Source organism: Chryseobacterium glaciei (genome assembly GCF_001648155.1).
GTDB lineage: Bacteria > Bacteroidota > Bacteroidia > Flavobacteriales > Weeksellaceae > Chryseobacterium > Chryseobacterium glaciei.
Genome location: NZ_CP015199.1, coordinates 4378753 through 4398758 on the forward strand (window position 1 = coordinate 4378753; position 20006 = coordinate 4398758).

At 34.0% G+C, this 20006-nt stretch carries 17 protein-coding genes; 6 read left to right on the plus strand and 11 right to left on the minus strand.

Going from position 1 to position 20006, the window contains the following annotated elements; translation table 11 throughout:
* Nucleotides 1-9 precede the first annotated feature (9 nt).
* From A0O34_RS19810 to A0O34_RS19820, 3 genes are all read left to right on the plus strand, one after another.
* Complete coding sequence (locus tag A0O34_RS19810) at nt 10-2403, plus strand: 3-hydroxyacyl-CoA dehydrogenase/enoyl-CoA hydratase family protein (protein WP_066758598.1); 2394 nt, start codon at nt 10-12, stop codon at nt 2401-2403.
* Nucleotides 2404-2485: 82 nt separating this feature from the next.
* Nucleotides 2486-3667: an acetyl-CoA C-acyltransferase gene (locus tag A0O34_RS19815; protein ID WP_066759869.1), complete on the plus strand. Its 1182-nt coding sequence runs from the start codon at nt 2486-2488 to the stop codon at nt 3665-3667.
* Nucleotides 3668-3740: 73 nt separating this feature from the next.
* On the plus strand, nt 3741-5519 hold the full coding sequence (locus tag A0O34_RS19820) for an acyl-CoA dehydrogenase family protein (protein ID WP_066758599.1): 1779 nt from the start codon (nt 3741-3743) through the stop codon (nt 5517-5519).
* A 91-nt stretch (nt 5520-5610) separates the two neighbouring features.
* Here A0O34_RS19820 and A0O34_RS19825 read toward each other — a convergent pair whose 3' ends face one another.
* A complete protein-coding gene (locus tag A0O34_RS19825; protein WP_066758600.1) occupies nt 5611-6015 on the minus strand; it encodes a DUF805 domain-containing protein in 405 nt (134 codons plus the stop codon).
* Nucleotides 6016-6212: 197 nt separating this feature from the next.
* On the opposite strand from A0O34_RS19825, the gene A0O34_RS19830 reads away from it, so the two are divergent.
* Entirely contained in the window at nt 6213-6659 is a 447-nt protein-coding gene (locus A0O34_RS19830) for a phosphohydrolase (protein ID WP_066759874.1), read from the plus strand.
* 77 nt (nt 6660-6736) lie between these two features.
* Here A0O34_RS19830 and A0O34_RS19835 read toward each other — a convergent pair whose 3' ends face one another.
* Nucleotides 6737-7453 carry a DUF2490 domain-containing protein gene (locus tag A0O34_RS19835; RefSeq protein WP_066758601.1) on the minus strand — a complete coding sequence of 239 codons (717 nt, stop codon included), beginning with the start codon at nt 7451-7453 and terminating at the stop codon, nt 6737-6739.
* Nucleotides 7454-7538: 85 nt separating this feature from the next.
* Nucleotides 7539-9350, minus strand: coding sequence for a TonB-dependent receptor plug domain-containing protein (locus A0O34_RS19840; protein ID WP_066758603.1), 1812 nt, complete (start codon nt 9348-9350; stop codon nt 7539-7541).
* 482 nt (nt 9351-9832) lie between these two features.
* Here A0O34_RS19840 and uvrA point away from each other — a divergent pair, with 482 nt between their 5' ends.
* Nucleotides 9833-12625 (plus strand): excinuclease ABC subunit UvrA, encoded by a 2793-nt coding sequence (uvrA, locus tag A0O34_RS19845; RefSeq protein WP_066758607.1) that lies wholly within the window; start codon nt 9833-9835, stop codon nt 12623-12625.
* Nucleotides 12626-12804: 179 nt separating this feature from the next.
* Here uvrA and A0O34_RS19850 read toward each other — a convergent pair whose 3' ends face one another.
* Nucleotides 12805-13440: an NAD(P)-dependent oxidoreductase gene (locus A0O34_RS19850; RefSeq protein ID WP_066758609.1), complete on the minus strand. Its 636-nt coding sequence runs from the start codon at nt 13438-13440 to the stop codon at nt 12805-12807.
* Nucleotides 13441-13711: 271 nt separating this feature from the next.
* Between A0O34_RS19850 and A0O34_RS19855 the strand changes: the two genes are divergently transcribed.
* The gene (locus A0O34_RS19855; protein WP_066758611.1) at nt 13712-14482 is read left to right on the plus strand and encodes an alpha/beta hydrolase family protein; all 771 of its coding nucleotides are present in this window, start codon (nt 13712-13714) and stop codon (nt 14480-14482) included.
* Between the two features lie 635 nt (nt 14483-15117).
* Here the strand turns inward: A0O34_RS19855 and A0O34_RS19860 are convergent.
* The 7 genes from A0O34_RS19860 to A0O34_RS19890 all read right to left on the minus strand — a co-directional run bounded on the left by A0O34_RS19860 (nt 15118) and on the right by A0O34_RS19890 (nt 19942).
* Nucleotides 15118-16050 carry a hypothetical protein gene (locus A0O34_RS19860; protein ID WP_066758613.1) on the minus strand — a complete coding sequence of 311 codons (933 nt, stop codon included), beginning with the start codon at nt 16048-16050 and terminating at the stop codon, nt 15118-15120.
* Between the two features lie 2 nt (nt 16051-16052).
* Entirely contained in the window at nt 16053-16940 is an 888-nt protein-coding gene (locus A0O34_RS19865) for a leucine-rich repeat domain-containing protein (protein ID WP_066758615.1), read from the minus strand.
* A gap of 8 nt (nt 16941-16948) precedes the next feature.
* Nucleotides 16949-17341: a VOC family protein gene (locus A0O34_RS19870; protein WP_066758617.1), complete on the minus strand. Its 393-nt coding sequence runs from the start codon at nt 17339-17341 to the stop codon at nt 16949-16951.
* A 75-nt stretch (nt 17342-17416) separates the two neighbouring features.
* A complete protein-coding gene (locus A0O34_RS19875) occupies nt 17417-17917 on the minus strand; it encodes an endonuclease V (protein ID WP_066758618.1) in 501 nt (166 codons plus the stop codon).
* A gap of 84 nt (nt 17918-18001) precedes the next feature.
* The gene (locus A0O34_RS19880) at nt 18002-18370 is read right to left on the minus strand and encodes a VOC family protein (RefSeq protein WP_066758619.1); all 369 of its coding nucleotides are present in this window, start codon (nt 18368-18370) and stop codon (nt 18002-18004) included.
* Entirely contained in the window at nt 18367-18810 is a 444-nt protein-coding gene (locus A0O34_RS19885) for a GNAT family N-acetyltransferase (RefSeq protein ID WP_066758620.1), read from the minus strand. Before A0O34_RS19885 ends, A0O34_RS19880 begins: the two co-directional genes overlap by 4 nt.
* 76 nt (nt 18811-18886) lie before the next feature.
* The gene (locus A0O34_RS19890) at nt 18887-19942 is read right to left on the minus strand and encodes a M28 family metallopeptidase (RefSeq protein WP_066758621.1); all 1056 of its coding nucleotides are present in this window, start codon (nt 19940-19942) and stop codon (nt 18887-18889) included.
* Nucleotides 19943-20006 lie beyond the last annotated feature (64 nt).

Here is a 20006-nt window from a genome sequence, read left to right on the forward strand (position 1 = left end):
ATAAATCAAATGAAAAGAAGAATCAAACACGTAACGGTTCTTGGTTCAGGAATTATGGGAAGCGGTATTGCGGCTCACTTCGCTAATATTGGCGTAGAGGTTTCGCTTTTGGATATCGTTCCTTTTGAATTAACTGAAGCAGAACAGAAAAAAGGTTTGACCAAAGATGACAAAGCGGTAAGAAACAGAATCGCTTCTGAAAACTTTGAAAAACTGAAAAAAGCAAGTCCGGCTCTACTCTATTCTCCAAAATTCGCAGATAGAATCAAGGTTGGAAATTTTGATGATGATTTACCAAAAATAAAAAATACAGACTGGATTATTGAAGTTGTGGTTGAAAGACTTGACATCAAAAAATCAGTTTACGAGAAAATCGAACAATTCAGAAAACCGGGAACTTTAGTTTCTTCAAACACTTCCGGAATTCCAATTAATATGTTGGTTGAAGGAAGAAGCGACGATTTCAAACATTATTTTGCAGGAACACACTTCTTTAATCCTGTAAGATACCTTCCTCTTTTAGAGATTATTCCTACAACTGATACAGCTCCGGAAATCATTGATTTCTATATGAATTACGGAGCAAAATTCTTAGGTAAAACAACCGTTTTAGCGAAAGATACTCCTGCATTTATTGCCAATAGAATTGGGGTTTTCTCAATGATGGATTTGCTTCACAACGTTCAGAAATTAGAATTAACCGTTTCTGAAGTTGATAAATTAACAGGTCCAGTAATCGGTCGTCCAAAATCTGCAACGTTCAGAACTGCTGATGTTGTTGGTTTGGATACGTTGGTGATGGTTGCAAACGGCGTTCGTAACAGCGGTGCTGAAGCGAATAATTTCAATGATGTTTTTGCTCTTCCAAGTTATATCCAGAAAATGGTTGATAATAAATGGCTAGGTTCAAAAACTGAGCAAGGTTTCTATAAAAAGGTGAAAAATGCAGAAGGAAAATCTGAAATTCACGGATTAAACCTTGATACATTAGAATATGAACTTCAAGGAAAATCTTCTTTCCCTACTTTAGAATTAACTAAAAATATTGATAAGCCGATTGACAGATTTAAAGTCCTAATTGGTGGAAAAGACAAAGCCGGAGAACTTTACAGAAAATCGTTAGGTGCATTATTCGCTTATGTTTCGCATAAAGTTCCTGAAATTTCTGATGAAGTTTACAAAATCGATGATGCCATGAGAGCAGGTTTCGGTTGGGAAAGCGGACCATTTGAAATCTGGGATGCCGTTGGTGTTCAAAAAGGTATTGAATTGGCTAAAGATGCAGGTTACGAAGTTTCAGACTGGGTGAAAAATGTAGAGACTTTCTATAAAGTTAATGATGAAGGACAAAGTATTTATGTTGATAAAAACTCAGGTGAATACAACAAAATTCCGGGTCAGGATGCTTTCATTATTTTAGATAATATCAGAAAAAACAAAACGCTTTGGAGTAATTCGGGAGCTTCGATTGAAGATTTAGGCGACGGAATTATCAACTTCGAGATTCGTTCTAAAATGAACTCTCTTGGAGGCGAAGTTCTGGATGGATTAAACAGAGCCATTGATTTAGCTGAAAAAGAATATGACGGATTAGTTATCGGAAATCAAGGTACAAATTTCTCTGTTGGAGCGAATTTAGCAATGATTTTAATGATGGCTATCGAGCAGGATTGGGATGATTTAAACATGGCAATTGCTTATTTCCAGAAATCGATGATGAGAGTTCGTTACTCCTCTATTCCGGTTGTCGTTGCTCCTCACGGAATGACGCTTGGTGGTGGTTGTGAAATGACGATGCACGCCGACAGAGTGGTTGCAGCAGCAGAAACTTACATCGGACTGGTTGAAACCGGAGTTGGTGTAATTCCTGGTGGTGGTGGAACGAAAGAACTGACATTGAGAACTTCAAGAGAATTCCACAGCGATGATGTTAAAAATAACAGACTTCGTGAAGCTTTCATGAATATCGCGATGGGTAAAGTAGCAACTTCTGCTTATGAAGCCTACGATATGGGAATTCTTGAAAAAGGAAAAGATATTGTTTCCGTAAGCAAAAACAGACAGATTGCAGAAGCTAAAAAGATTGCAAAATTATTGGCTGAACAAGGTTATACTCAACCAATCGAGCAGAAAGTAAAAGTTCTTGGTAAAGATGCATTGGGAATGTTCTATGTTGGAACTGACCAAATGTTGACAGGAAACTTCATCTCTGCACACGACAAGAAAATTGCAGATAAATTAGCGAATGTAATGGTCGGTGGGAATCTTTCTGAACCAACAATCGTTACTGAACAATATTTACTGAATCTTGAAAGAGAAACATTCTTACAACTTTGTGGTGAAAGAAAAACATTGGAGAGAATTCAATATATGTTACAAAACGGAAAACCATTAAGAAATTAACTGTCAAGTTTTGAGCCACGAAGTGGCGAAACAACAATAGCATCGGGTGAAACCCGGTGTAAAAATAAAAACCAAAATTAAAATGTCAAAACAAGCATACATAGTAAAAGGATTTAGAACAGCGGTAGGAAAAGCGCCAAAAGGCTCCCTTCGTTTTACTCGTCCTGACGTAATGGCGGCTACAGTTATTGAAAAATTAATGGCTGAACTTCCGCAATTAGACAAAAACAGAATCGATGACCTTATCGTAGGAAATGCAATGCCAGAAGCTGAACAAGGCTTAAACGTTGCTCGTTTGATCTCTTTAATGGGATTAAATACAGACAAAGTTCCCGGAGTTACCGTAAACAGATATTGTGCATCAGGAAGTGAGGCGATTGCAATTGCTTCTGCAAAAATTCAGGCAGGAATGGCTGATTGTATTATTGCAGGTGGTACAGAATCAATGTCTTACATACCAATGGGTGGTTATAAGCCTGTTCCTGAAACGGAAATTGCAAAAACAAATCCTGATTATTATTGGGGAATGGGTTACACTGCCGAAGAGGTTGCAAAACAATATAATATCACAAGAGAAGAACAGGATCAGTTCGCTTTTGAATCTCATATGAAGGCTTTAAAAGCCAATCAGGAAGGTAAATTTGCCAGCCAGATTGTTTCGATTCCTGTTGAATATAATTTCTTAGACGAAAACCAGAAAATGCAGACTAAAAAGTTTGACTTTTCAGTAGATGAAGGGCCAAGAGCAGATACTTCATTGGCAGGTTTGACTAAATTAAAACCAGTATTTAAAAACGGAGGAAGCGTAACTGCCGGCAACTCTTCTCAAATGAGTGATGGAGCAGCTTTCGTAATGGTGATGAGCGAAGAAATGGTAAAAGAATTAGGATTGGAGCCAGAAGCAAGATTAGTTGCTTACGCAGCTGCAGGTCTTGAGCCTAGAATCATGGGAATGGGACCAATTTATGCAATTCCAAAAGCTTTGAAACAAGCAGGTTTAGAATTAAAAGATATTGAATTAATCGAATTAAACGAAGCATTCGCATCACAATCTGTTGCCATCAAAAAAGAATTAGACTTAAATCCTGATATCTTAAATGTAAACGGAGGCGCCATCGCTCTTGGTCACCCACTTGGATGTACAGGAACAAAATTAACCGTTCAACTTCTTGACGAAATGAGAAAACGTGGAAACAAATACGGAATGGTTTCTATGTGCGTTGGAACGGGTCAAGGTGCAGCTTCAATTTTTGAACTCTTATAATAAAATAAAAACTAAACCTTCAAGGTTTTTAAAACCTTGAAGGTTTCCTTAATAAGAAAAAATCAAGTATTAAATGGGAAATATATTAAAAGGAGGAGAATTCTTAATTAAAGAAATTCCTGCAAACGAAATTTTCAGCCTTGAAGAACTAAGCGAAGAGCAAAAAATGCTTCGCGATTCTGCTAAAGAATTTATAGATAGAGAAGTTATTCCACACCACGATCGTTTTGAGAAAAAAGATTATGCATTGACTGAAGAAACAATGCGTAAATTAGGTGAAATGGGACTGTTAGGAATCACAGTTCCTGAAGAATACGGCGGTCTTGGAATGGGATTCGTAAGCACGATGTTGGCTTGCGATTACGTTTCTGGAGGAAATGGCTCATTAGCAACAGCTTATGGAGCGCATACAGGAATCGGAACACTTCCAACTCTTCTTTACGGAAGTGAAGAATTGAAAAAGAAATATCTTCCGGATTTAGCGACAGGAACAAAGTTCGGAGCTTATTGTTTGACAGAGCCGGATGCTGGTTCTGATGCCAACTCAGGAAAAACAAGAGCAAAATTGTCAGAAGATGGGAAACATTATATCATCAACGGACAAAAAATGTGGATTTCTAATGCAGGTTTTGCAGATACTTTCACTTTGTTTGCTAAAATTGATGATGATAAAAATATTACAGGTTTTGTAATTAATCGTTCTGAATTGGAGAATCCTGAAAGTTTGACTTTCGGTGAAGAAGAACATAAACTAGGTATTCGTTCGTCTTCTACGCGTCAGGTTTTCTTCAATGATATGAAGATTCCTGTAGAGAATATGTTGGGTGAAAGAAATAATGGTTTCAAAATCGCTTTGAATGCATTAAATGTTGGTAGAATTAAATTAGCTGCAGCAAACCTTGACGGACAAAGAAGAATCTTAAACCACTCTATCCAATATTCAAACGAAAGAAAACAGTTTGGAGTTGCAATCTCAACTTTCGGAGCAATCAGAAAGAAAATTGCTGAAATGTCAACTGGCGTTTTCGTAAGTGAAGCTGGTTCTTACCGTTTAGCAAAAAATGTTGAAGATAAGATTGAAGAATTAGTTGCTGGAGGAATGGATCATCAACAAGCTGAATTAAAAGGTGTTGAAGAGTTCGCAGTAGAAGCTTCAATTCTTAAAGTTTTTGTATCAGATCTTACTCAAAATACTGCCGATGAAGGAATCCAGATCTATGGAGGAATGGGATTCTCAGAAGACACTCCAATGGAAGCTGCATGGAGAGATGCAAGAATTGGAAGAATCTACGAAGGAACCAATGAAATCAACAGACTTCTTGCGGTTGGAATGCTAATCAAAAGAGCAATGAAAGGTGAACTAGATTTACTTTCTCCTGCAATGGCAATCAGCAAAGAATTGATGGGAATTCCGTCATTCGAAGTTCCTGATTATTCTGCATTTATGAGTGAAGAAAAAGCAATTATCTCTAATCTTAAGAAAGTTTTCTTAATGGTTTCAGGAGCTGCTCTTCAAAAATTCATGATGGATGTTGAAAAACAGCAACATTTATTATTAAATGCTTCTGAAATTCTTAACCAGATCTACATGGCTGAATCTGCAGTATTAAGAGCTGAAAAACACTTCTCTGCTGATTCTGTGGAAGCTGCAATGGCTCAGTTAAACCTTTACAAAGCAATCGACAAAATCATTGCTGGTGCAAAAGAAGGAATTGTTTCTTTTGCGGAAGGTGACGAACAGAGAATGATGCTTTCTGGATTAAGAAGATTCACAAAATATACAAATAGTCCAAATGTAGTGGCATTAACTGAAAAAGTAGCTGCCCATTATATTGAAAAAGGACATTACTAAAAAGTAATTTTAAAGAAAAGAATTTCCATTTTACTGAAACAGATTTTCTAAAACAAAAAATCCCGAAATTTACTTTCGGGATTTTTTTTAATTATAATTGCTTTTGTCCAATTTCATTAATTTCGTTGAAGTTTTCTTTAGGATTTACTCCATATTGATTTCTTCCTGGAGTTCCTTCAGTAGCACAAAGTATCAATAACCAAATTCCTCCAATAATTGGGATGAAAGCTATGAAAAACCACCATCCACTTTTATCAATATCGTGCATTCTTCTAATGAATACCGCTAAACCAGGGATAAAAGTCGCCAATCCATAAAGCAAATAAATATATCCGTAAGGGATTTCCGGTGTAAATTTCAATCCCAAAACATTATCCAATACCGCTGCTATAATTGCAAAAATCGTATTGAATAAGAGATACATCCAATACTCTGTTCTTCTAGCTCTTCCATCAAAATCAGCGTACTGTTTTAATACTTTTAAATACCATTTCATAGTTTTTAGTTTTATTGTTAAACTCAAAAATAAAGATTATTTTTAATAACATTGCTTTTTAATAAAAAAAATCTCTTTTATTGAAATAAAAAATTTTCACTGGCTAAAATTTATTTAAAGAAAAATACCATTACAGAAAATTTTTAAGAAAAAGAATGGAAGATATTTTTTACTTTTGTGATCTACTTTTATTTGAAATGACAAAAGACGATCTGCTTCACAGAGCAATAAAAATAGCCGATAAGGCACATAAAGGCCAAACAGACAAATATCACGCTCCATACATTGCTCACGTTATGCGAGTGATGGAATATGGTAAAACAATGGATGAAAAGATCGTAGGCGTACTTCACGACGTTGTAGAAGATCATCCTGTAGAATTCAGTTTGGATTATTTACGAGATCAAGGTTTTCCGGAATATATTATTTTCGCGATCAGTTGTCTTACAAAATTCGATCCTGATGAAGAGTATGACGATTTTGTAAAAAGAACCGAAAGATCTCCTTTGGCTGTAGCTGTAAAACTTAATGACCTTCGTGATAATATGGATCTTCGCAGAGTAAACCGCGAACTTCTTCCTAAGGATATTAAAAGATTTAATAAATATTTAAAAGCTTATCATTATTTGGTTGATAAATATTAAAAATATAATTTTCCCTTACATTCTATTGAATCTAAGGAGGATTTGTTTTATTTTCAGTTAAAAAAAGAAATTTATTTTTAATCCGCTCCCGGATAATCAAACGTTTTCACAGGATGGTTTGTTCCGTCGATATTGATATTTAATGCAAGATAAATGAAATGAAAATTTTGGTTTCCAGATGCATTAAATTCTCTTTGCCAAAGATATCCTGCTGCAATTCCGAAATTATTGTCAATCTGATAACCACCTCCCGCATAGACTCTATTCCTTGCGAAAGTAGGTTTCATCGGGCTTACAAGGAAAATTTCGTTGTACACATTCGCGAAAACCGTTCCTTTTTTAACCTCTTTTGAGTTTAAAGGAACACTTACATTCAATCGGTAACGGTAACGCATTCTTTGGGAATTTTTATCCGTTTGAGGTTCATGAAACCAAGATTTCTCAACACGAAAACGGTTTTCAAATTTTACTACACCTTTTTTAATGTCAATCACATCCTGTAACCATACCCTGAATTCTTCCTTATTGATGGCGTGGTCTTTATAGGTCGCATATCTTCCTAATCCAACAAAAGGCTTGTGATTTTTAGTAAGATTATATCCTAGCCCACCTTTTATTTCGTAATAATCAGGATAAGTATAATCTTCAATACTTCTTATCTGACCTTCCGCATATAGGAAAAATTTTGGATGAAATTTATAAGTCAGGGTCAGCGCATTGAAGCTTGAAATATGTTCTTGAGCTTTAAAAAATGTTAGACTTAATAGTAAACTGAGACTTAAAAAGAGTTTCATCTAAAAAAATTTTTGCAAATGTAATTGAATTAATATTAGATTAACAATTTTGTAACATTAACTTTAATTCATTCTCAGTTAACATTTACTTAATATTGATATTGTATGAGAAACCAACGTGAAACCACCTGTTAGGCATATTTACACCGAATGTTTCAGTGTATTCTGTATTGGTAACATTATTAATTAAAACGTACACAGAAAAGTCTTTTTTAACAAAACTTAATTTTTCATCTAAAAGATTATAACTACCTAGATTTAGCCTGTCGTTGTATCTGTAAACGAGTTCGTTTGTAAAGTTTTTAAGGAATTTTGTTTCTAATTTAGCAATAAACTGATGTTTTAAGTTATCCAAAACATATCTTGAAACAAAATCATTGGAAGCATTAAATTTATTATCAAGATAAGTATATCCAACAGTATATTTTAACCAATCTAAAACTCGGTGATCAAGCTCTGCTTCTACTCCTTTTATAGTTGTATCTCCTACATTTTGAGCATACCAGATCGGATCATTTAAAGAAGCTTTAACCCAATCAATAGAGTTATTGGCTCCTCTTAAAAATCCACTTACTTTAGCTAAGATATTTTTATTTTGAAACTGATATCCAATTTCTGAGTAAACAGCACTTTCAGGAGTTAAATTAACATTTCCCTGCTCTGTTTTACTTACATAATAAAGATCTGTAAAGGTCGGAACTCTGTGAACTTTTGAAATATTTCCGTAGATTTTATTGTTTGGATCGAAGTTATAGCCTACATCCAGTCCCGGGTAGAAGAAATTTCCTTCATTAGAATAGTTTGCCCAGGAAACTCCCGGTGTAATATTTAATTTTTTGTCTAATAAAGAAAAATGATGTTCGAAAAAGACCTGAGAAACAAAACGGTTTCTGTTTCCTAAATTATTACTCGCCAAAAATTCTTTTCTCAATTCAACACCAATGCCAGTCGTTCCCAACCCCCATTGATAGCTGGAATTTACTTCACCACCCACATTATTTCCGATGTGCATGTTTCTGTAAATTTCAGGTTTTTCACGGTTAAAAAGGTACATATCCTGTCCTCTTCTCCAATATACATTTGAGTTTAATCTGAACCTTCCAAACGTTTGCTGATGAGCCAAACTTACGACAGAAGCCTGAACTTCTTCATACTGCTCAGTTGCCAGCGGAGACGAATAAAAACCATTCGCGCCAAATTTTTTCTCTGAAAAACCAGCCTGTAACTTAATATCTCCGTCTTTTATAGCCAATCTACTCTGATAGAAAACATTTCTGATCTCATAATCCGTATTATGCATATATCCCTCTGATGAAGCAGAATTAGCCTGAATGGAGTTTGAGAATTTTTCAGTTCCGATACTTGCATTTAATCCTAAGCCATAGGTTTCGTAATCTCCACCTTCAGCGCTAATTTTAACTCTTTTTCCGAGATTTATTTTAGTAATGATATTGATCGCTCCGGCATAGGCATTTTGACCAAATCTCCTTGCTGCAGGGCCTTTTATCACTTCAATTCTTTCAACATCATCCAAATCTACAGGAATATTCATAGAATTATGACCTGTTTGGGAATCATTCATTCTGATTCCGTTTAAAAGCAAAAGAACTTGTTCAAAAGAGCTTCCACGGAAACCGATATCACTCTGTACACCATTCGCTCCTCTTCTTCTGATATCCATTCCGGGAATTTGCTGAAGAATTTCATCAATGCTTTTTGCAGGAGAATTTATAATATCCGCTTTTGTAATAATGGTAATATTTTGGTTGGCACTTTTATATGGTGTTGAAATAAATTTACCTTGTACAGCGATGGTATCAATATCGGTTGTTTTTTCCTGTGCCTGAGCGAAAAGCATCGTTCCAAGAAAAAAAACACTTCCTACTTTTTTAATCATGTCTTATCAGAATTATCTTCAGTTAGTTTTTTGCAGATTAGCAAGCCCAAAAATAACAGAGATAATCAAGACAGGCAAATGATAGTTGTCATAAAAAAAAGATGCAGAAAACTGCATCTTTAGACTTTTTGGGAAGTAAATTCTATCTTTTTCTCATTAAATGTGTAACTAGATCTCTGAATAATTTTCTCATTTCTATATTACATATTTATGAATACAATTTTAAATAATTTTAATATACAAAACAATACCAAAATGAAAAAACATGATGAAAATAGCAAAATTTAACATTAGCGCTCAATGATATGCTATGAATATTATTTTTTGGTTGATGATTGTTTAATTTTTCCTTCTGAATTTGTAACGTATTTCAGCCCTAAAAATCAGCATCCTATTTAAATAGATTCTTTGAATGATAATGAAACATTTCTCGGTAAAATTTTCCGTTTAAAATTCGTAATTTTGTTAGTCTTAAATTTACTATGGCTTCAACAACAGAAATAGATATAAAAAAACAGGTTTTTGTTAAAAACGCACACCTTAACAACCTGAAACATATAGATGTATTAATCCCGAAAAACAAGCTTATTGTTATTACGGGAGTTTCCGGAAGCGGAAAATCATCTTTGGCTTTCGATACGATCTATGCTGAAGGGCAAAGAAGATATGTCGAGAGTTTAAGCTCTTATGCACGTCAGTTTTTGGGTAAATTAGAAAAACCAAAAGTTGACGATATTAAGGGTTTAGCTCCATCCATCGCCATTCAGCAGAAAGTAATTTCTTCCAATCCGCGTTCTACAGTAGGAACTTCTACTGAGATCTACGATTATATGAAACTTTTATTCGCAAGGATCGGGAAAACATTTTCTCCGGTTTCGGGTGAAGAAGTGAAAAAAGATTCGGTGACGGATGTGATAGATTTTATTAAATCATCAAAAAAAGATACTTCTTTCTTATTGCTTACCCCATTGGAATATGACGTTGCCAATTTCAATGAAACTTTAAATGTCTTAAAAGTTGCAGGTTTTACAAGACTGGAGATCAACGGAAACGTTGCCGGAATTGAAGATCTGGAAAGTTTTGGTTTCGTTCCCGAAAAAGGAATGGCCATCAATTTGGTGATCGATCGTTTTTCTTACGAAGAGGACGAAAGTTTTCTTCAAAGATTGGCAGATTCTATCCAGATGGCTTTTTATGAAGGCAGAGGTCATTGCGCCCTTAAAAATATTGAAACAGAAAGTGTAAAAGAATTCTCCAACAAATTCGAATTGGATGGAATGGAATTTCTTGAACCCAACGTTCATTTTTTCAGTTTTAATAATCCTTATGGAGCTTGTCCGACTTGTGAAGGTTACGGAAAAGTGATTGGAATTGATGAAGATTTAGTGATTCCAAATAAAGCATTATCCATTTTTGAAGATACAGTGGCTTCCTGGAAAGGAGAAACCATGAGCGAATGGAAGAAAGATTTCATTAAAAAAGCAAAGGATTTCCCTATTCATAAGCCTTATCATCAATTATCAAAAGAACAGAAAAATTATCTTTGGAAAGGTGACGGAAGCAGCAGTTTTCCATCGCTTAATAATTTCTTCAAAATGCTTGAGGAAAATTTATATAAAATTCAATACCGTGTCATGCTTTCCCGTTACAGAGGAAAAACGCTTTGTCCGACTTGTGAAGGTTTGAGACTGCGTGAAGAAACGAGCTGGGTAAAAATTGACGGTCACAATATTCAATCGGTTATTGAACTTCCTTTAGATGAATTATTTCCTTTGATTGAAAGCTTCAAACTGTCTGATCACGATAAAGAAGTTGCGAAAAGATTATTATACGAAATCACAACCCGTATTGAGTTTTTATTGAAGGTTGGTTTGGGATATTTAACGATAAACAGAACTTCAAATACACTTTCCGGTGGTGAAAGTCAGAGAATTAACTTAGCAACGAGTTTAGGAAGTTCTTTGGTGGGTTCAATTTATATTTTGGATGAACCATCAATTGGATTACACTCAAGAGATACTGAAAATTTAATTGGTGTTTTAAAAAATCTTCGGGATCTTGGAAATACCGTAATCGTTGTTGAGCATGATGAAGATGTGATGAGAGCAGCCGATTATATCATCGATATTGGTCCGGAAGCGGGTTATCTTGGTGGTGAACTGGTATTTGCAGGAGATTACAAGCAGTTGAAAAATGCTGATACGCTTACTTCTAAATATTTGACAGGAAGATTGGAAATCGAAGTTCCTGCAAAACGTAGAAAAGCAAAAGAATGGATTCATATAAAAGGTGCGAGACAAAATAACCTTAAAAATATAGATGTTGACGTTCCGTTGGAAAGTTTGGTTGTAATTTCAGGAGTTTCAGGAAGTGGAAAATCTACTTTAATGAAAGAAATTCTTACGAATGACATACAGATTCAGCTTGGAATGGGCGGAAAAAAAGGAGATTACGACTCTGTAGAATTCCCGAAAAAATTAATCAAAAATATTGAATTAATTGATCAAAATCCTATCGGAAAATCATCCCGTTCAAATCCTGTAACGTATTTGAAGGCTTATGACGACATCAGAGATCTTTTTGCTAAACAGAAAGTATCAAAAATGATGGGTTACAAGCCTAAACACTTCTCTTTCAACGTTGACGGCGGAAGATGTGATGAATGTAAAGGTGAAGGGGTGATCAATGTTTCGATGCAGTTCATGGCAGATATCGAGCTTGAATGTGAAGTTTGTAAAGGAACCCGTTTTAAAAACGAAATTCTGGAAGTGAGATTCGATGAGAAAAACATTTCAGATATTCTTCACATGACGGTTGATGAATCACTAGAATTTTTCAAAGAAAATAAAGAAGAAAAGATCGTCACCAAATTAAGACCTTTACAAGAAGTTGGTTTGGGATATTTACAGTTGGGACAAAGCTCTTCTACTCTTTCCGGAGGTGAGGCGCAGCGTGTAAAATTGGCTTCTTTCCTTGTGAAAGGCGTTACCACAGACAAGACTTTATTTATTTTTGATGAACCATCAACAGGTTTGCATTTCCACGATATTCAAAAATTATTGAAATCTTTACAGGCTTTGATCGATCTTGGACATTCTGTGATTGTTATTGAACATCAACCCGACATTATAAAATCTGCCGACCATATTATCGATATCGGTCCGGAAGCCGGGAAATACGGTGGTGAAGTGGTTTTCACAGGAACACCGGAAGAATTAGCAAAAAATAAAAAGTCTCACACAGCGAAGTATATTAAAGAAAAGCTGGAGCAGTAAAATATAAATAGAGCGTCAAATTGACGCTCTATTTTTTTTGTTTTAAACACTAATAGCGCAAATATTTTTCACGAATGTTCACAAATTAATTTATTGTGTTTTAATAAAAAAAATATTTTCTAAGAGCTTTAAAATTGTGTTATTTGTGAAAGAATTAGTGAAATTCGTGTTTAGAAAAATTAAATATTATACAAAAACGGACTTCGTTTAATAAAAGTTGTATCCTCAATCTGAGAAACCAAAAACTCAGATAAATCTGTAGCACTGATTTTTTCTCCTTTACAATCTTCTAAACTTGTGTCTACAGGAAAACTATCCGAAGTCGGAATGATCAATGGAAGTCTTACTAACGTCCAGTCAAGTTTACAGTTTACAAGAATTTCGTATTCATCCTGTTTGTCTTTTGTTGTTTTTGGGTAGTTTTCATACATCCAGTTTGTTGCCATTTTTACCTTATCATTTTTATGATCAAAAGGCGTGTCAACATTCAGACCTGTGATGGCGATATATCTTGTGATTCCGTGTGAATTCATCGACTGTATCACATTTTTTGTAGCATCTGTGAATATTGACTTCTCTCCTATTGGCTGTCCAATTTTGCTGATCACAGCACTGCAATCTTTGATGAGCTGATCAACTGCTTCAAAATCTCTTGCATCGCCTTTTATGATTTCAATCAAAGGATTTTTTAAGGTGAAATTTTCAGGGTTTCGAAGTAATAATTTGATGGGATATCCCTTTTCTAAAAGATTTTGAACAAGATATTTTCCGGATTTTCCTGTTCCACCAATAACGGCAATTTTATTTGTTTTCATAATGATCTCTTTATTTGTGGTAATTAGCAAGCCATAAAACAGCGATGTGCTTTTACCTTTTAATTTTAATGTAATAGATTATTTGGGCTCAGAAAATTTGAACCTTAAAGTTTCAAGCCAAAAGAAATTGTGCTTGAATAAATTGTAATATTTATAAAGAGATATTAATGGAATAAAATTAGGACTTTTTTCGTGATATAGAAAGCTTTATCTTTGATTTTAAAATTTAATATAATCTTTAGGACTTCCAAAAAACATTTTTACCATAACCATGAAACTTAAAACACTCTCTTTTCTTTTATTAACTGTATTCATATTCAGTTGTTCTTCAAAAAAGAATATCGAACCAAATCTTAATTATGAAGTAAAGCTAGATACGCTTACAATGCTTGATCAATCAAGGAACAGAAAAATTCCTGTAGCCTATTTTAGTCCGAAAACGGATAAAAAAATCGCCAATCAGCAGGTTATTATTTTCAGTCACGGATACGGTGCGAATCACGGTGGAGATTATTTATTGTATTCTTATCTCACGGAAAAATTAGCTTCCAAGGGATATTTTGTAGTGAGTATTCAGCATGAATTACCAACGGATGAATTAATTCCTTCCGGTGGAATTCCACAAGTTGTAAGAATGCCTTTCTGGAAACGCGGTACAGAAAATATTTTATTTGTTTTGAATGAATTAAAAAAGTCTAAGCCCGAACTCGATTATAAACATGTAACTATGATCGGACATTCAAATGGAGCTGACATGACTGCTTTATTTGCCAATAAACATCCGGATATGGTCTATAAAATTATTACGATGGATAACAGAAGAATGTATCTTCCAAGAACATCAATTCCAAAAGTTTATACGTTACGTTCTAATGATTATCCTGCTGACGAAGGCGTTTTACCTACAAAAGGAGAGCAGGAAAAATATCATATTACGGTACAATTTACCAATATCAATCACGGAAAAATGGATAATAAAGGAAGTGAAGAAGAAAGAAAAGCGCTGACCGATTTTGTGCTAAAATATCTTAATGAAAACTAGCTAACAAGTTATCCACAAAAAATTGTTGATAACTTGTGAATTTTAACATTAAATTTACACTTCGTATTAAAATAATAGCTAAATTTACTATGTAATAAAACTGAAATGAATTCTTTTTTTGCCTTTTTCAGCTTTGGAATTGCAATTAAATTTGAAATAAAAATTTAAGCACAGCATTGTCGGCTGTGCTTTTTTATTGTTGTCTAATTAAAAAAATGAGATGTATTTATCTACTGAATCCGCTTCTAAAGAGCGGATTCTTTTATGTTGAATATATTTAATCTAAAGAATTCCCCGAGGCTTGCCTCGGCATTGATGGTGTAATCTTCTGTCTGTCCAGCTCTTAAGTTAGTAGATCCAGATTGAAATGACGAGGTATTGTTTGATGCTACCAAAAGTAACATTGGTGATCATATTGCTGTCTGCACCATATTAAAAAGTTGGCGAGCAATACTGTGCTTCAACAAGAGTGCAAAACGCAACAGCAGAAAGGATAAAAGTCTTCTTCATTAATACTTATTTTTATTGAGATAAGTTTTTATCTATTTAGACTGAATAAAAATAAGAAAGGTGATGATATTTATCCGTTTATTGTGATTTACTTAAAAAAACAAATTATTTACATGCTTATTTGATCAGAACTTCCAGCATATCAACATCTTTTCATTATCATAAGGATAACCTATTATTTTCTTCTGTTTATCGAAAATCTGAACAATTCTTATATTTTCTTCAAATTCGAAATGATTTTTGATCATTTTATCCTGTAAAGAATATACCCATACTCTATTATCTTCGTAGAAATAAATCAATTTTTCATCTTCAGAGACTAAAAAATCACTAAAATGAAAATCTAAGTTTATTGTAAATGGAGTTTTATGATCCAACGACTGATAGATGATAAGTTTTGGAATAGGTTCTATTCTTTCATGTTTTGTTTCTGTGGCAGGCTCTAAAATTCCGCATTGAAGATATAGTCTTCCCGATTTACGATGAATGACATTTTTGTAGATCTCTGTTTTTAAAACCTGATCCGTTTCGTTTTTCAATAAATCATATCTCATCACAGAACCATAATGTCCACAAAAAATAAGAAAACTATTGTCATTTACTTTACTGATTCCTCTGCAGGATTTCATTTTCTTTTTTATTGAGGTTTCTGTATCGGTGTTATAAATATTCAAAAAATTTGAACTGAAATTCATTAACAGTAAAGCATTTTTATCATCCGAACTTATATAGTCACTGTATTTGGGAACTCCTTTAGTCAGCTTCTTTTCAATAGTAAAGCTAGCTCTGTCAATTTGAAATATTTTATTGTCAGAAACAGCAAAGAGAACTTTTTTATTTTCGTTCCAATATAAACAGCGTACAGAATTTTTAATGGAAATACTATTCACTTCATCGCCTGCTTCAAGGACAAGCTTTCTCAGTTTCATGGAAGGAAATGATGATCCCCATCCATCGCTGATATAAAAATGAGTATCATCAACAGGATCAACCTGTGGTTTTATGCCACCGAAAATTGCATTTTTAAGCGTTATTCTCCAATGTTCTTTGATATTCATATTTAAGGCAGATAAGATTTAAGAGTTTCTTCGGCTTCTCTTTCGTAGATCTCAAATTGTTTTACGGCAGCTTCTTTTTTCTCTGTAGCATTAGAAGCATTTGGTTTTACTGTTCGTGATCCTTTGCCCAGAAAATAGATATCTCCATTATTATTCTTTTGGTAGTAAGCAGACCATGAAGTGTCATCCTCTGTATAGCCTTTGATTACATTCGGTAATGCCTTATTTAAAAATGCATATTCTTTGGCGCTGAATGTTGCCATCCCCATAATTAAACGCTTCAGTTTCTTTAATGTCAGAACGGGTAAAAAAGCAGGAAATTCTGTTTTATTAATTACAAATCCAAGGCTCAGAACTTCCAGATTGGGTAAACCTTCCAAAAAAGAAAAATTGTCAATTGGCTGGTTCCAGTCGAGTGTGCCATCGATATGCAGATATTTTAAACTGTCAATTCCCTTCAATCCGTCGAAATTTGAAACCCTGCGCAGATTTTCAAAATGGACAGATCGCAGTTTTGTTAATTTCTGAAGTGGTGAAAGATTAGAGAACCCCGAAACATATTCAAATACAACCTCTTCCAGGTTTTTTAAATTTTCGATAAATTCTATGTCCTTCGCCCTGAAAAAAGAAAGCCTTAACCTTTTAAGCAGTGTGAGATCTTTTATAGCTTCTACCTGTTCTTTGCTTGGATCGTGGAGTGTAAGCTCTTCAAGGTTTGGAAAATCAAAAATCTGTCGCCAGTTTTCATGATTTTTACTGATGGTCAATATTCTGACACTTCCTTTATCTTTAATTTCTTTTTCTATAGAATAGGCATTTCTTTCATTATTCGGAACAATCGTCCAATATTCGTCTTCTCGGTCTAATAAATCTGCAAAATGGTGTCTCATATTTTTGTTTATTGAATTTCGGTACAGATCTCAACTAAATAATTATCAATATCTTTTATGTAAGCAGTTGTTTGTCCCCAAGGCTTTACGGTAATTTCTTCATATAGAGAAGCTCCATTAGCTATTGATTTTTCAACCAAAGATTCTACATCATCTGTTACAAAACCCAACTCTATTCCGAAAGGTTTGTCATCTGCTTTAGATTTTAAAAATCCCCTTTTAATATTTGAACCGGCAAGTTGTAATGAAGCAAAAGAAAGTGTTGTTTCGCCTGAAATTAATTCTCCATAATCATTTTCCGGAGTTATAAATTTAATTTCAAAATTAAAGGTGTTTTTGTAAAAGTTCATGGATTTTTGTACGTCTTCTACATAGAGGATGATGTATTTTAATTTGATCATGTTTTATTTTTAGTAAATTTATAATTGAACGGGATGTTGACTTCTCTATCTTGAGTATGATTTTACTTAAATAATTTATACTCTTGTTAATTGATCAAGTTTTTTCAATAACGTAGGAAATCTGTATGAGCCATGCATTTTTTCAACATTAATTTTTATTTCATCTACATTTACTCCTTTTGCTGTAAGAAATAAGGGAGTTTTGCTTTCTCCTCTGTAAATATTTCTTCTTTGAGAATCAGGTGTTATGAATTCATTTTTTGCAATCCCAATGATTGGATATTTTTGGTCTAAAGCATCATAGAGATAACCTCCCAGACCTATTTTTCCTTCATTATCCAAGGTTACATACCCATCAACAATGATTATATCTCCTTCTTTAAGATTGATTTTTTGCAATAAGCTTACAATACACGGTAGCTCTCTTTTGTAGAACGCTCCACTTTCATAATCGGAATTGATCTCTGTTTTTTCACTGAAAATTTCAGTCTCTTTTTCGGAAGCCCAGTCTTCAAAAGCAATACAGATCGTATTGGCGTAATCATCGTAATAATAAGTGTCGAAAGCGTAAATCATTTAGCTAGGTAGTGAGTTTTAATTGTGAATGGTGAATGGTCAATATTGCTTCGCAAGTGAATTTTTACAGTATAAATTTCAAATTTATTTATTAAAAAACTCTCCAAAATGCCATAAAATTCCTGACAGATCGTGTACGAAACATTCTTTCCCCCAATCCATTGTTCTGATGGGTATTAATTTTACTCCATCGTATTTTTCTGGAAGATTTAAAGATAAAAGTTCAGTCCAAAATTCATCAACGTTCTCAACTTCAATAAAAAGCATTGTGTTTTCGATCCATTCTTTTATGTAGGCATTTTGCAGATAGAATCCGATTTCCTGTTTTTTAAACAAAGAAAGATTATGCTCTAAAATGATTTCTTCAAAGCCTAAATCTTTATAAAAGTCTCTGCTTATCTGAAAGTTTTTAGAACCAATAAATGGTCTGATGGATTTTACATTCTGTTTCATGATCTTCTGTTTTTCCAATTGTTGTAGGTCATTTCAAACTTAATTTCTCCTTTTCCGTGCGTTCCGATCTCGTTCCATCCTGATTTTCTGTAAAAAGTTTCTGCTCTTGTATTGGGCGAAGTTCCAAGCCAAATGTTATCTTTTGTCTGCTCAAAATACCAGTCCAGCATAATATCATGAAGTTTTCTACCAATTCCTTGATTTTCAAAATCAGGATGCAGAAACAAAGCCCAGATGTTATTTTCTTTCAGATCAACAATGGAAAATCCAACAATCTGATTTTCAACTTCACCAACCCAACCTTTTCCTCTTTCAAATAAAAATTCTTCACAGTCTTTATTTGTCACAAGATTAGGATCAGACAACATGTTTTCCTTCACAGAATTTCTTACAATTTGGATCTGTGGGATGTCTTCAATTCTGGCTTCACGAATAATCATACTCTTTAATTAAAGCTTTAATAAAAGCCTATAAAGTTTTATCTAATATAGGCTTATCTATTATTTTTAATGTAATTTATTGTTTTTTATCAACTACAATTCTCTCTGTTCGATTAGCAATTTCCCAAGCTGTTGCAAATACCAATTGAGTCCTTTTCTCCAATAAAGAATAGTCAATTTTATCTGGCTTATCCGTAGGTTTATGATAATCTTCGTGAATTCCGTCAAAGAAAAATGCTACAGGAATATTATTTTTAGCAAAATTATAATGGTCTGATCTGTAATACAGTCTTTCAGAATCGTTTGGATCATCATATCTGTAGTTCAGTTCCAGATTATTTGTGCGCTTATTTGCGGCTTCATTAATTACTTTTAATTCAGAGCTTAACATTTCAGAACCAATTACATACACGTACTGTTTCCCTCTGTTCTCAGGATCATCTCGACCGATCATATCGATATTTAAATCAACCACCGTATTCGCTAAAGGAAAAACAGGATTATCAGTATAATATTCAGAACCAAACAGGCCATGCTCCTCTCCCGTTACATGAAGGAATAGGATTGATCGTTTCGGCCCATTTCCTGCCTTTTTAGCGCTCTGAAAAGCTTTGGCGATCTCCATTACGCCAACTGTTCCGCTTCCGTCGTCATCAGCTCCGTTATAAACTACTCCATTTTTTGTCCCGACGTGGTCATAATGTGCGGAAACAACAACAATTTCGTTAGGTTTTTCACTTCCTTCGATAAAAGCCAGAATATTTTCAGAATCAGGGAGATTTCCACCACCTCTCTTCTTCATAAAATCAGCCGGAACCTTCTGATAATAAGAGCCTAAAGCTTTTGGAGAAGAAATTCCTAAAGTTTTATAATAGTTGATCATATACTCCCCAGCTTTTTTCTGTCCGGGACTTCCGGTATCTCTGCCGCCCATTTCATCAGAAGCAATTACATATAAGTTCTTCTTTAGATCATCAGCCGTAATCGTCTTGTAAGCAACAAGAAAAGCTTTATCTCCTTTCGCAACAGTAGCAACCGGTGCAGTAGGTTTTGAAATATTATTTGAAACTTTTGAAGTTCCACAACTTACCAGTACAGCAACAGAAAATATTGGAATAAGAAGTTTTTTCATTCTAGAATAATTTGCTTAAAAATAACAAAATTTATTTAATCTTTGACGAATTACAATTTTTCTT